The following is a 14,049-nucleotide window of genomic DNA, read 5'->3' on the forward strand; positions in this document are numbered from 1 at the left end:
ATTTTTAAAAAGTCATTCTATGAAAACTTTGACATCTTTTTAGAAAAAGTAGTTGATTTTTATATGAAAACGGTTTATACTTAAAGTTAGGCTTAAAGTTTTCTTAAACACACAGTCAAACATTTTATAAGGAGGAATGACAATAATGAGTATCGGAATCATTATTGCGAGCCACGGCGAATTTGCTGCGGGTATTCATCAGTCAGGATCTATGATCTTTGGTGAACAAGAAAAGGTTCAAGTTGTAACCTTTATGCCAAATGAAGGTCCAGATGATCTTTATGCTAAATTCAACAACGCTGTGGCTGCATTTGACGCAGAAGATGAGGTTCTAGTATTGGCTGACCTTTGGAGTGGATCTCCATTCAACCAAGCTAGCCGCGTGATGGGAGAAAATCCTGAACGTAAATTTGCCATCATCACAGGACTGAACTTGCCGATGTTGATCCAAGCCTACACAGAGCGCCTTATGGACGCGAATGCAGGTGTGGAAAAAGTCGCTGCGAATATCATTAAAGAAGCCAAAGATGGCATCAAGGCTCTTCCAGAAGAGCTTAACCCAGTTGAGGAAGTTGCAAGTGCTGCAGCTGCTCCAGTTGCACAAGCTGCTATTCCAGAAGGAACAGTTATCGGTGACGGTAAACTGAAAATCAACCTTGCTCGTCTAGACACTCGTCTCCTTCACGGTCAGGTTGCCACTGCTTGGACTCCTGATTCAAAAGCAGACCGTATCATCGTTGCTTCAGACAACGTTGCAAACGACGAATTGCGTAAAGAATTGATCAAACAAGCAGCTCCAAACGGAGTAAAAGCTAACGTTGTCCCAATTCAAAAATTGATCGACGTTGCAAAAGATCCTCGTTTTGGTAACACACATGCTCTTATCTTGTTTGAAACACCTCAAGATGCCCTTCGTGCTATCGAAGGTGGCGTGCCAATCAAAACCCTTAACGTTGGTTCTATGGCTCACTCAACAGGTAAAACAATGATTAACAACGTTTTGTCTATGGACAAAGAAGACGTTGCAACCTTTGAAAAAATGCGTGACCTCGGTGTTGAATTTGACGTACGTAAAGTACCAAACGACACGAAAAAAGATTTGTTTGACTTGATTAAGAAAGCAAACGTTCAATAATGTTAATCTGTTTCGATCATTTTTGAAAACAAGATTAAATACTTTATTAAAACTAAATAGAAAAGGAATAAAACCATGTCAGATATTTCAATCATTTCTGCTATCTTGGTTGTAGTTGTTGCCTTCCTTGCAGGTCTTGAAGGTATCCTTGACCAATTCCAATTCCATCAACCAATCGTCGCATGTACCCTTATCGGACTTGCAACTGGTAACCTCGAAGCAGGTGTTATGCTTGGTGGATCTCTTCAAATGATCGCCCTTGGTTGGGCAAACATCGGAGCTGCCGTAGCTCCTGACGCTGCTCTTGCATCTGTTGCTGCAGCAATCATCTTGATCAAAGGTGGTAACTTTACTACTGAAGGTATCGCCGTTGCTACGGCAACAGCTATCCCTCTTGCCGTAGCTGGACTTTTCTTGACTATGATTGTTCGTACAATCTCAGTTGCCTTGGTTCACACTGCTGACGCTGCTGCTAAAGAAGGAAATATTGCGGCTGTTGAACGTGCTCACTTTGTTGCACTTCTTCTTCAAGGTCTTCGTATTGCAATCCCTGCTGCCTTCCTTATCGCTATCCCAGCTTCTGCCGTTCAAGATGCTCTCAAATTGATGCCAGACTGGTTGAACGGTGGTATGGCTGTCGGTGGTGCTATGGTCGTTGCCGTTGGTTACGCTATGGTTATCAACATGATGGCAACTCGTGAAGTATGGCCATTCTTCGCTATCGGTTTTGCACTTGCAGCAATCTCTCAATTGACTTTGATTGCCCTTGGTGTCATCGGTGTTGCCCTTGCCTTCATCTACCTTAACCTTACAAAACAAGGTGGAAACGGTGGCGGCGGAGCTGCGACTTCTAACGACCCAATCGGTGATATCCTAGAAGACTACTAGAAAGGGGAACAATCATGGCTGAAAAAATTCAATTATCAAAATCAGATCGTCAAAAAGTTTGGTGGCGTTCACAATTCCTTCAAGGTTCTTGGAACTACGAACGTATGCAAAACTTGGGTTGGGCTTACTCATTGATCCCAGCTATCAAAAAATTGTACACTAAAAAAGAAGACCAAGCGGCTGCTCTTGAGCGTCACCTTGAGTTCTTCAACACTCACCCATACGTAGCCGCTCCAATCATGGGGGTTACTCTTGCACTTGAAGAAGAGCGCGCTAACGGTGTAGAAATCGATGACGCAGCTATCCAAGGGGTTAAGATCGGTATGATGGGACCTCTTGCTGGTATCGGTGACCCAGTATTCTGGTTTACAGTTCGTCCTATCCTTGGAGCCCTTGGTGCATCACTTGCTGCATCTGGTAACATTGTTGGTCCCCTTCTCTTCTTCTTTGGATGGAATGCTATCCGTATGGCCTTCCTATGGTATACACAAGAGTTCGGTTACAAAGCTGGATCTGAAATCACTAAAGACATGTCTGGTGGTATCTTGAAAGACATCACTAAAGGAGCATCTATCCTTGGTATGTTCATCCTTGCCGTTCTTGTACAGCGTTGGGTATCTATCAACTTTACTGTGAACCTTCCAGGTAAACAATTGGCAGAAGGTGCTTATATCAACTTCCCAGAAGGTGCTGTTACTGGTGCTGAATTGAAAGGAATTCTTGCTGATGCACTTGGAGGATTGAGCCTAGATAAGATTCAACCACAAACTCTTCAAGGTCAGTTGAACTCATTAATTCCAGGATTGATGGGACTTCTCCTTACTTTCCTCTGCATGTGGTTGCTTAAGAAAAAAGTATCACCAATCGCAATCATCCTTGCTCTCTTTGCAGTAGGTATTGCAGCTCGTTTCTTCGGTATCATGTAATCCAAGCAATTGAGAATATAGATAAAAAAGAATCAGGATTAAACCTGATTCTTTTTGTGTATCAACTTTTTCTTCTAGTCAGATAATGCAAGCCTCCAATCACCACTGCTAGGATGGCTACATAGACGACTTGGCTGGTTTCTAAAGGCACATACGCTCCTTGCAGTATAAAGGTATTGACAAGCACTCCAACAAGGGCTGCAAGGCTCAAAAGTATGAGCAAGACTAGTTTGTATCGATTAAATGGCAGACTGACCTTGGCAACTAGACACAGACCATTGATTAAAGCAAGGAGGAAGCAAATAAATTTGACCTGACCTGGGACAGTGATAAAGAAGTTCGTCAGGAGTACACTAGTAACCAGAATGCCTCCACCAATCGCCGCGTTGGTTAGGATATCTCTCATAAAGTGAGTGCTAACCTTTTCTTTATTGGACTCAAAAGTCAGGAAGAAGGATGGAATCCCAATCGTAATAGCTGAAATGATTGTAAACTGAATAGGGATAAAGGCAAATTCCAAACCAAATACCACACTCAAAATCGCAAACACGATGGAGAAGAAGGTCTTTGTTAGAAAGAGAGAGGCTACCTTTTGGATGTTATTGATGACCCGGCGTCCTTCCATCAAGATATCATAAAATACTGCAAAGTCATCGGTCAAAAAAATAATATTGGATACACTTTTGGCTGCACTCGTTGCTCCCTTCATAGCAAAACTGATATCTGCTTTCTTGAGAGCCAGAACATCATTGACCCCGTCACCGCTCATGGCAACTGTTTTACCAGCCTTTTGCAAAATAGATACCATCTTTTCTTTCTGTTCAGGTGTCACACGACCAAATATTTCGTGTTCCAAGACCACTCTCTCAAAGTCATCATCGCTCACCTTGGTCATATCAATCGCACGGGCTTCTTCCTTAAAACCTGCCTTACGAGCCACCCCATATACAGCCACATGATTATCACCGCTGATGATCTTCACTTCAACACCTTGAGATTCGAAATAGTCAAAGGTTTCCTTGGTATTGTCCTTAATCTCATCTGACAAAATGACGTGCCCTAGTAGTTCCATATTGGCTGGACTCGTGATGTGGTCCTTACTATGGGCAAGTGTCAAGATTCGAAAACCTTGCTGTTTCAGATGCTCATAGTAGGCATCCATCGGCTGGGTAAAGCCCAGAAACTCATAGGCTCCGAAGAAATAGGTCCCACCCTCTTTTACTTGGACAAAGGAATACTTGTTTTTACTTGAAAAGGCACCGACTTCTTGAACTTCCCACTTTTTCTCACAGGTTAAGTAAGTCCTCAGAGCTCGGGAAGTTGCATTTTCATCCTCGAAATAAGCCAGATAAGAAGACAGTTTCTCTGCTACATTAGCATCCATTTCTTGGACCTTCATATTCCCCGTCGTGATGGTACCTGTCTTATCAAAACAAAGAACATCTACTCGCGCCAAGGTCTCTACACAGTATAGTTCCTGCACTAGAACCTTCTTTTTGGCCAGCTTCATGGCTGCTACCGCTAGGGAGACGCTAACCAAGAGAATCAAACCCTCTGGAATCATGCCGACCAAGGCACCTGAACTTCCCAAGACGATCTCAACATAAGACCGTCCTAGACTAAAACCTCTGATATAGAGCAGAATGGCAACTGGCACCAGCAAGATCGAGACGATTTTTAAAATCTTATCCATGTAATCGCGCAGTTGAGAAGGATATTTTTTGAATTCCTTGCTGGATTTTGCGAGTTTATTGATATAACTATCTGGACCCACAGCTGTAGCAAGGACCAGACACGTGCCACTGACGACATTGCTTCCGCTCATCAGCTTATCACCAACCGTTTTAAAGACTGAATCACTCTCACCAGTCAACAAGGACTCATCCACTTCAATATTCCCTTCAAGGACTTCTGCATCAACAGGCACCTGATCACCCAGATTGAGATGCAGATACTCCCCTAGAACGATGTCCTCCGGATCAATCTCAATCGTTTGACCATCTCGGTTGACTCTGTACTTACTTTTACCAAGCAAACTTAGCTTTTCTAGAGCATTTTTTGAACGCACTTCTTGGAAAATCCCAATGGCTGTATTGATAGCAATCACACCTAAAAAGAGCATATTTTCAAATCGCAAGGTTGTGGCTACCAGAACTGCCAGAGCCAAGTTCATGGCATTAAAGAAGGTAAAGATATTTGAAACGACGATTTCCTTGGTTGTTTTGTAGGGTTTAATGTCGCTGATATTTCGTTGACGATCCTTGATGTCTTGGCTACTTAAATACTTCATTTCTACTCCGATATCCTTTTGTACTACTATAGTAACACATATCTTTTTCTCTGTCACTTAAAGACTCAAAATAAGAAGAACTCCCTTGGCAAGCATCATCCATCATCACTTTAAGAAGGACTTAAAAAAGAGGCTAGGATTTCCCTAACCTCTTTTTTCTATGCTTTTATTCTGCCAAGGCACCCATTGGATCCCATGGTGCAAGTACGATTGGTTCTGCTTCATAAGCAGCTTGTTCTTCTGCTGTCAGCAATTCCTTACGGACAACGATTTGGTAAGTGTATTCATCCATCCAAGCGTCTGAGGCGACGAAGTAACCATCTGTACCGACCTTGTCTCCCCATGAGTTTTCAACCTTCCACTTGGTTGACTTACCATTTTCGTCCAAGTCCACACCTGTCAAGACCATGGCGTGGGTCATCAAGCTTTCGCTGTAGTCCAAACGTCCAGCTTTGTCTTGAGTGAGTTGAATGTCCATGCTTGACTCAAAGTCATAAACATCAGTCGCAAGAATTCCAGCTTTGCGGTTGCTGAGCTGGCCGACATCTGAACCAAACCAAACAGTTTCTCCTGTTTGCATTTGGGCAATCGCCAATTCTTTCAAGCGCTCCATTGGAACGTTGATGTAGCGAACTGCACGGCTACCAACCACATTTCCTAACATCTCAACTGTGTAAGATTGGCCGTAAGGCTTGTCAGCAGTCGGAGCATTGATAACCGAAACATAATCTTCCAGAGGAAGATTGACATATTTCTTGTAAAACTCTTGTGGAGTAATCCCCTTTTCACTTTGGTAGTTATCATCCTTATCGCGATAAGCAAAGTCAAATTTACGCGGTGGAAGACCTAGTGACATAGCAAGGAAGTTAAAGATTTCTTGCAAGAGGTCTTCTTTCTTAGCTTGAACAGTCGCTTGGTCTGCACCAGAAGCGAGCAAATCACGCAAGATTTGGGCATCTTGACGAAGCAATTTGTTGAGGATGGCATTGAGCTCACGGCTATTGCTAGATGAGATAGACTCAGGGTAAACTGACTTAGGAACGACACCGTATTTCTCAAAGAGGGCCACGACCATATCCCATTGACCACCATCTTGTTGTGGAGTTTGGAGTAGGAAGCTAACCTTACGGCTCGTCAATTCTTGGTCTGCAGTCGCAATCACTTGCTCCAAGAACCAGTTGGATTTCTCGTACTTGTCCCAGAAGAAAGTGTGAGCCTGTGACAACTCAAAGTTTTCCAGTTTGTATTGAGAAATGAGTTTGTGGCGGAAAGTATTGAGGGCCGCAAACATCCAGCAACGACCAGAGGCTTTCTGGTTAGTAACCTTGTCCTTGGTCAAATCCAATGAGAAAACAGGTGTATTGTCTACATGGCTTTGGCGACGTTCCAGGGCTGCAAAAATTCCGTTGTGACTGGCAGCATTTTCAATCGCTTGGTATTTGACATTTGCTTCATAGTTAGCAAATAGTTTATCAGTAAATGATTCTTGAATCGCGTTCATAGATTCCTCCTTTTATTCTACTGTCTATTATAACTCTTTTCACAAAGGAAGCAACTGAAAAATGAAAAAGGTAAGGACATCCTCCTCACCTTTTTCTAATATAAAGCAAATTAAGCAATACTTGCAAAGAGAACTTCTAACTCCTCCTTGGTCAAGCGACGCCATTCTCCTTGTTCTAAGTTCTCATCCAAGACTAGAGTTCCCATCGTCAAACGTTGTAAGTCCACCACTTCCTTGCCACAGTAGGCCACCATACGCTTGACTTGATGGAACTTCCCTTCAGCAATGGTCACACGAACCAAACTTTGATTTTTTTCTGGATCTACCGATACAAGTTCCAGTCTAGCCGGCTGACAAGTAAAGTCCTTGAGCGGAATTCCCTTGGCAAATGCATCCACATCTTCTTGGGTCATAATACCTTTGACTTGAGCCAAATAGGTCTTATCCACATGGCGTTTGGGTGAAAGAAGAGCATGGGCCAGCTTGCCGTCATTAGTCAAGAGCAGGAGACCATGGGTATCAATGTCCAAGCGCCCCACTGGAAAGACTTCCTTGGCGCGAGCATAGTCATCTAACAAGTCTAAAACTGTTCTATGCTTGGTATCTTCAGTCGCCGAAATGACTCCTTGGGGCTTGTTCATCATGTAGTAGACAAACTCTTCATACTCCAGCACTTGGCCATCAAAGCGAATCTCATCTCTTTCTTCATTAATCTGCAGTTTAGCTGACTTTTCTTTTTTACCATTTACCGTCACTCGCCCAGCCTTGAGCAAGTTTTTGACCTCCGTTCGACTCCCCACAGCACAGGCAACTAAAAATTTATCTAATCTCATAGAACTATTATATCATACTCAAAAGGAGGCTGGTACAATGACCAACCTCCTTTTCTTTTCATACTCTTCAAAAATCTCTTCAAACCGCGTCAACGTCCATCTGCAACCTCAAAACAGTGTTTTGAGCTGACTTCGTCAGTTCTATACACAACCTCAAAGCAGTGCTTTGAGCAGCCTGCGGCTAGTTTCCTAGTTTGCTCTTTGATTTTCATTGAGTATCAGATTTAAGAAATTAACTTCCTCGTCTCCAGAAAATAGCTAAGACAACCATAGCGCCCAAAACAGCTGGAACAATAGCTATCCCTGCTAGGTTTGGACCCCAAGTTCCAAAAAGTAGGTGACCCAAAGAAGCACCAATCCAGCCGAGAAACATTTTTCCAAAACATCCCATGCTCTCTCCACGATTGGTCAAAGCACCTGCCAAGAGTCCCACTAGGAGACCAACAAACATACTTCCAAGCATAGCCTCTCCTTAGATTGCCCAGTCTCCATTACGGAAGAGTGGTACGCGTGTTCCATCCTCACGGATACCATCGATATCCATTTGATTCGAACCAATCATAAAATCCACGTGAACATCTGAACGGTTAAGTCCAGCAGCTTCAAGCTCTTCTTCGCTCATCTCTGCCCCACCAACAACGCTAGTCGCATATGCTGCGCCGATAGCCAAGTGGTTTGAAGCATTTTCGTCAAATAGGGTGTTAAAGAATGTAATGCCTGACTGAGAAATTGGACTTGGATCTGGAACCAAGGCGCATTCCCCCAAGGCACGAGCACCTGCATTTTCAAAGACAAGGTCTTTCATGACCTGATCACCCTTTTCAGCAGTAATGTCTACGATTTGACCATCCTTGAAGGTTACTTTAATGCCTTCGATGATATTTCCGTTGTAGCTAAGTGGTTTTGTAGAGGTTACATAACCATCTGCGCGACGGAAGTCAGGTGCAGTGAATACCTCCTCTGTCGGCATATTTGGCAAAAATCCTTCTCCTTGCGCATTGATAGCACCAGCTGATTCCCAAACGTGGTTCTTAGGTAAACCAAGTGTCAAATCAGTTCCCGGTGCTGTGTAGTGAAGGGCTGAAAATTGCTCTTCATTAAGCATTTCTGCCTTGCTCTTGAGGATGGCAGCATGTTCTTCCCAAGCCTTAACAGGATCTTCTTCGTAGACACGACAAGTTTTGAAGATTTGATCCCAAAGGAGGTCCACTGCTTCTTCATCGCTCGCAGCATTTGGAAAGACCTTCTTAGCCCACTCAAGCCCTGCTGCAGCTGCTACAGTCCAGCTAACCTTGTTGGATTGCGTTGCGATACGCATTGGCTTCATCGCAAGTCCCATAGCTTTCGCAGAAGCTGAAAGCTTATCAGCGTCCACTCCGTTCAAGGCACCTGGATCAGATGAACGAACTCCTAGACGGCTAGCCTTGTTTTCCAAGAGGTAGTTCATCTCAGCAATCTTGTATTCTGGCACATTGTCCAGACGCTCCATCGGCGCGTGGAGGAATTTCTCACGGTTAATCACATCATCTGTCCACTGAACGATAACCTCATGTGCACCCAAGGCATAAGCTTCTTTCACGATCAAATGCGCCAACTCACGTTGCTCCACATCGATAGAGAGAGCCAAGGTGTGACCAGGTTGCACGTTAATTCCATTCGCAACCAATAATTTCGCATATTTTTCTAGATTTTCTTTAAAATTTGGTACAACCATTTTGTTTTTCCTTTTCTTTTGTTATTTTTCCTTCAAAGCAGAAAATAATCCTGCTAAAGCAATGGCACCAGACAAGAGCGCTGTCGATAGAATAATTGTTTCATCTGCCAGCTCTAGCTGATAGTCAAAAATCTTTTCAGCAGGTTTATCTTCCGCAAAAATCCTAAGCTTCATAAAGATGTTCTCCATTCTAATTCTTAAAACAAATCATCAAACAAACTCAACTGGTTATCCTCTGGCATATTACCAAGAATCCCCATTTCATCCATCTTTTCAACCAAGGTTGATGAGAGGCCACCACGCTTGCGCAGTTCTGTCTTAGAGAGGAACTCACCCTCTTCACGCGCACGCACCAACTGCTTAGCAACGTTCTCTCCCAGACCATCCATTGCTACAAATGGTGGGATGAGGGTATCTCCATCAATGATGAATTCAGTCGCATCACTACGGTATAGATCTAACTTGCCAAACTTAAAGCCACGTTCCCACATTTCATTTACAATCTCAAGAGTTGTATAGAGGTCAATTTCCACATTAGAGGCTTCATTATTCTTCCTTTTTTCAGCGATTTCTTCCATTCTACGCTTAATGGCATCCAAGCCCGCACCCATGGTCTTGATATCAAAGGCCTTGGCGCGGATAGAGAAGTAAGCACAGTAATAATAAATCGGATGGTGAACCTTGAAGTAGGCTACACGCAAGGCCATCATAACGTAGGCTGCCGCATGGGCCTTAGGGAACATATACTTAATTTTTCCACAGGATTCGATATACCACTCTGGAACCTTATTGGCCTTCATGGCTTCGATATAGCCATTTCGCTCCTCTTCTGAAATCTTCAACCACAAGCCCTTACGCACCCGTTCCATGATGGTAAAGGCCATCTTAGGTTCGAGACCCGCATGCATGAGGTAAACCATGATGTCGTCCCGACAACCGATAACGGTTGATAGATCCGCAATCCCTTGCTTGATCAAATCCTGGGCATTTCCCAACCACACATCGGTACCGTGGGATAGACCTGAGAGCTGAAGCAACTCTGCAAAAGTCGTCGGATGCGTCTCGTCTACCATCCCACGTACAAAGTTGGTTCCAAACTCTGGAATCCCCAGCATCCCCGTCGGTGTACCGATTTGCTCAGGAGTCACCCCAAGAACATCAGTTCCTGAAAAGAGGGCCATCACGCCTTCATCATCCATAGGAATTTCATTAGGATCAATCCCAGACAAGTCCTGCAGTTTCCGAATCATGGTCGGATCATCATGTCCCAGCACATCGAGTTTGAGGACGTTCTCATCGATATCGTGGAAGTTAAAGTGAGTCGTCTGCCATTCAGCCGTCACGTCATCTGCTGGATACTGAACAGGCGTAAAGTCGTAAACATCCATGTAGTTAGGAATAACAACAATTCCCCCCGGGTGTTGTCCCGTTGTGCGCTTGACACCAGCTGCACCTTGAGCAAGGCGTTCCACCTCTGCATCACGATAAAACTTCCCATAGTCTCTCTCGTAGCCCTTTACAAATCCATAGGCAGTCTTGGCAGCCACCGTACCAACCGTTCCTGCACGGAAGGCATATTCCTCACCAAAGATATCACGTACATCCAAGTGGGCGCTAGGCTGGTCTTCTCCCGAGAAGTTCAAGTCAATATCGGGAACCTTGTCCCCATCAAAACCAAGGAAGGTCTCGAACGGAATATCCTGCCCATTTTTGCTAAGTTTATGACCACACTTTGGACAGTCCTTATTAGGCATATCAAACCCTGAACCGTAGGAACCATCCGTGATAAACTCACTATACTGACACTGACCACAGACGTAGTGTGGAGAGAGAGGATTGACCTCCGTAATCCCAATCATGGTCGCAACAAAACTGGACCCAACAGACCCACGAGAGCCAACCAAGTAGCCCCGTTCATTGGAACGTTGCACCAGCATCTGCGATGCCAGATAAATCACGGCAAATCCATTCCCCAGAATAGAAGTCAATTCTTTTTCAATCCGCAAATCAACGATATCTGGCAGCGGGTTTCCATAAATCTCAAAAGCTTTCTTATAGGTCAGCTCAGCGACCGTTTCTTCCGCCTTGTCGATGAAAGGTGTATACAAGTCACCCTTAACGACCTCAACAGGCTCAAAAATTTCTGCCAAGGCATTGGTGTTTTCAATAACCAATTTACGAGCCAGTTCCTCTCCCAAGAAGGCAAATTCATCCAACATCTCATTAGTCGTTCGAAAATGAGCCTTTGGCAAAGGAGCTGGTTGGGCATGTTCGCCATGACCGATGGTTCGGTTAATCATAGCCCCCTGGCCCAAACTACGTACGATAATTTCACGGTAAATCTCTTCTTCCGGTTCAATATAGTGAACATTTCCTGTAGCCAAAACATGCTTGCCAAGGCGGTCTCCCACTTCTATCAAGCTTTTGATAATGGTCTGGAGTTCCTCCAAATCCTTGACCTGCTCCTTAGCAATCAAGGGAGCATAGATAGCCGGTGGCATGACCTCGATAAAGTCATAATACTCGGCCACCTCAACCGCCGCATCCACACCTTGGGAAACAACTGCGTCAAAAACTTCACCCTCGGAGCAAGCCGACCCTAAAATCAATCCTTCCCGATGGGCATCTAGAACCGTTCTCGGTATCCGTGGTACTCCTTCAAAGTACTTGGTATTGGACAAAGAAACCAGCTTAAAAATATTTTTTAAACCTACCTGATTCTTGACATAAATAGTCGCATGCTTAATCCGAGCTTTTTTATAAGAGTCTGGACTAATCAAATCAATGTTGAGTCTAGCTAAATCAGTCACACCATGTTTCTCTGCTACCTCTTTGATAAATATGAAAAGCAGACGACCAGTAGCTTCCGCATCGTAGTTGGCCATGTGGTGGTGTTCAAGTGCCACACCAAAACGCTTGGTCAAAGGTCCCAAACCATGACGTTTATACTCAGGATAGAGGTTTCTAGCAAACTCCAGCGTATCGATAACTGGCTGGCTAATCTTAGGCAGACCATGACGCTCATAGTTAGCATTCATAAAGCCAACGTCAAAGGTAGCATTGTGAGCAACTAAGACTGTATCCTTGCAAAATTCTTGGAATTCTTGCAAAACTTGTTCCAGTGGTTTGGCATTTTTGACATGATCGTCTGTAATACCTGTTAACTCAGTAGTAAAGGCTGACAAGGGATGCCCAGGATTGATAAATTCATCAAATTCGGCAATAACATTTCCCTTATACATCTTAGAGGCCGCAACCTGAATCAAATCATTATAGATGGCTGAAAGCCCCGTCGTTTCCACGTCAAAAACCACGTAGGTTGCTTCTGACAAATCCATCTCCACTTCGTTGTAAACGATAGGGACACGGTCCTCCACGATATTGGCTTCCATTCCATAGATCAGCTGAATTCCAGCTTTCTTGGCCGCCTTATAGCCGTGTGGGAAAGATTGAACATTTCCATGGTCCGTGATGGCAACCGCCTTGTGTCCCCATTTAGCAGCTATCGCAACGATCTCCTCTACTTCTGGTAGAGCATCCATAGTCGACATATTAGTATGAGCATGAAACTCAACCCGACGCTCACCTTCTGGCATCAAATCCTTCCGCTCATAGTGAACAACTTCCTGCACATCCTGGACGTTCATGGTCAAATCACGTGTGAAGTTATTCATCTCCACATTCCCACGAACTCGGAGCCAAGAATTCTTCTTAATGATGTCAAACTTCTGAGCTTCTTCTTCATTCTTAACCCATTTTTGCATTGAAAAACTTGAAGTGTAGTCTGTCATTTTAAAGTTAATCAAAACGCGACCAGTTCTGGTCACCTTATGCTCCACATCAAAAACGACCCCTTCAAAGACCAGGCGATTTTCCTCAGTCGTCACGTCGATCATCTGGGTAACTTCAGCCTTATCTAGTTTAGGCTTGGCCGCAGCCTTTTTAGCCTGAAAATCAAAGGCTGGCTTCTCTTCTACTGGAGGAGGAGCCATTTGTTCCAATTGCTCCATAGCTCGAAGTGCTTCCTCATTGGCAGCCTGAACGATTTGTTCATTCTCCGTATGGAAGGCTTCCTCCTGCTCTTGTGTAAGAGCATCATTCTTTTCTATCTGGCAAACAAAGACCGGGAAACCAAATTTTTCAAGTTGCTTTGCCAAATTAGGAAGATGATTCTTCTTAAAGTGCTCCTTATCAATCGCCTCTGAACCTTCAATAATGAGTTGATTTCCTTCCGCACGGACGTTTAAATTCTGGTAAAGAGATTTAAACCCCTGACTTGCACATGGACCTTCAGAAAAAGCCTCCCTATAGTAGGCCTGCAAGAGTTCATTTGAAAATTCTTGAGAAAGAGCCTTGATTTCAAAAACAGCTCGATTCCCTGTCTTAGAAAATTCTTCACTAAGCCCTTTCTTTAACTCCAAAAAGATTTCAATCGGTAAAATATTAGAAAATACAAAATGAAATTCCCAAATCTTACTAATTTTATGAACCACAACACGCTCAATTCTGGCATCAACAAGAGCAGGATTCTGTCTCAATTGTTCAGAGATTCCTAGTTGATTCATTAAAATTTCAAACTTACTTGACATTCATTTTCCTCACATTATTCTCTTACTATTTTACCATAATTAAAGAAAATATATGACTAGTACCATTCCTTAAACACTGCTAGTTTACCCAAATTTGTTCAGTAAACAAAAAAGAAGACTCTCAGAATCTCCTTAGTAAATAAAAAAAGATACCCTTAAGTATCCTCGTAATC

General features: G+C 43.7%; 10 protein-coding genes. 3 read left to right on the forward strand and 7 right to left on the reverse strand.

The features are described 5' to 3' along the window. Positions 1 to 145 precede the first annotated feature (145 nt). From HMPREF8578_RS03310 to HMPREF8578_RS03320, 3 genes are all read left to right on the forward strand, one after another. Positions 146 to 1,135 (forward strand): PTS sugar transporter subunit IIB, encoded by a 990-nt coding sequence (locus tag HMPREF8578_RS03310; protein WP_000021987.1) that lies wholly within the window; start codon positions 146 to 148, stop codon positions 1,133 to 1,135. 75 nt (positions 1,136 to 1,210) lie between these two features. Next, positions 1,211 to 2,023, forward strand: coding sequence for a PTS mannose/fructose/sorbose transporter subunit IIC (locus HMPREF8578_RS03315; RefSeq protein ID WP_001280321.1), 813 nt, complete (start codon positions 1,211 to 1,213; stop codon positions 2,021 to 2,023). Between the two features lie 14 nt (positions 2,024 to 2,037). After that, a complete protein-coding gene (locus HMPREF8578_RS03320; protein WP_000818314.1) occupies positions 2,038 to 2,949 on the forward strand; it encodes a PTS system mannose/fructose/sorbose family transporter subunit IID in 912 nt (303 codons plus the stop codon). Positions 2,950 to 3,010: 61 nt separating this feature from the next. Here HMPREF8578_RS03320 and HMPREF8578_RS03325 read toward each other — a convergent pair whose 3' ends face one another. The 7 genes from HMPREF8578_RS03325 to HMPREF8578_RS03365 all read right to left on the reverse strand — a co-directional run bounded on the left by HMPREF8578_RS03325 (position 3,011) and on the right by HMPREF8578_RS03365 (position 13,876). After that, complete coding sequence (locus HMPREF8578_RS03325; protein WP_000876388.1) at positions 3,011 to 5,239, reverse strand: HAD-IC family P-type ATPase; 2,229 nt, start codon at positions 5,237 to 5,239, stop codon at positions 3,011 to 3,013. A 166-nt stretch (positions 5,240 to 5,405) separates the two neighbouring features. Beyond that, positions 5,406 to 6,740: an aminopeptidase C gene (pepC, locus tag HMPREF8578_RS03330; RefSeq protein ID WP_000991657.1), complete on the reverse strand. Its 1,335-nt coding sequence runs from the start codon at positions 6,738 to 6,740 to the stop codon at positions 5,406 to 5,408. A 110-nt stretch (positions 6,741 to 6,850) separates the two neighbouring features. Then, entirely contained in the window at positions 6,851 to 7,573 is a 723-nt protein-coding gene (locus tag HMPREF8578_RS03340; protein WP_001234913.1) for a pseudouridine synthase, read from the reverse strand. Between the two features lie 232 nt (positions 7,574 to 7,805). After that, positions 7,806 to 8,036, reverse strand: a complete 231-nt coding sequence (locus HMPREF8578_RS03350; protein WP_000901578.1) for a GlsB/YeaQ/YmgE family stress response membrane protein — start codon at positions 8,034 to 8,036, stop codon at positions 7,806 to 7,808. Positions 8,037 to 8,045: 9 nt separating this feature from the next. Beyond that, positions 8,046 to 9,287 carry an aminopeptidase gene (locus tag HMPREF8578_RS03355; protein ID WP_000261383.1) on the reverse strand — a complete coding sequence of 414 codons (1,242 nt, stop codon included), beginning with the start codon at positions 9,285 to 9,287 and terminating at the stop codon, positions 8,046 to 8,048. Positions 9,288 to 9,308: 21 nt separating this feature from the next. Next, positions 9,309 to 9,461 carry a hypothetical protein gene (locus HMPREF8578_RS03360; protein ID WP_000776613.1) on the reverse strand — a complete coding sequence of 51 codons (153 nt, stop codon included), beginning with the start codon at positions 9,459 to 9,461 and terminating at the stop codon, positions 9,309 to 9,311. A 23-nt stretch (positions 9,462 to 9,484) separates the two neighbouring features. Then, positions 9,485 to 13,876, reverse strand: a complete 4,392-nt coding sequence (locus HMPREF8578_RS03365) for a PolC-type DNA polymerase III (RefSeq protein WP_000095443.1) — start codon at positions 13,874 to 13,876, stop codon at positions 9,485 to 9,487. Between the last annotated feature and the right edge of the window lie 173 nt (positions 13,877 to 14,049).

Source organism: Streptococcus oralis ATCC 49296 (assembly GCF_000185265.1).
Taxonomy (GTDB): domain Bacteria; phylum Bacillota; class Bacilli; order Lactobacillales; family Streptococcaceae; genus Streptococcus; species Streptococcus oralis_BC.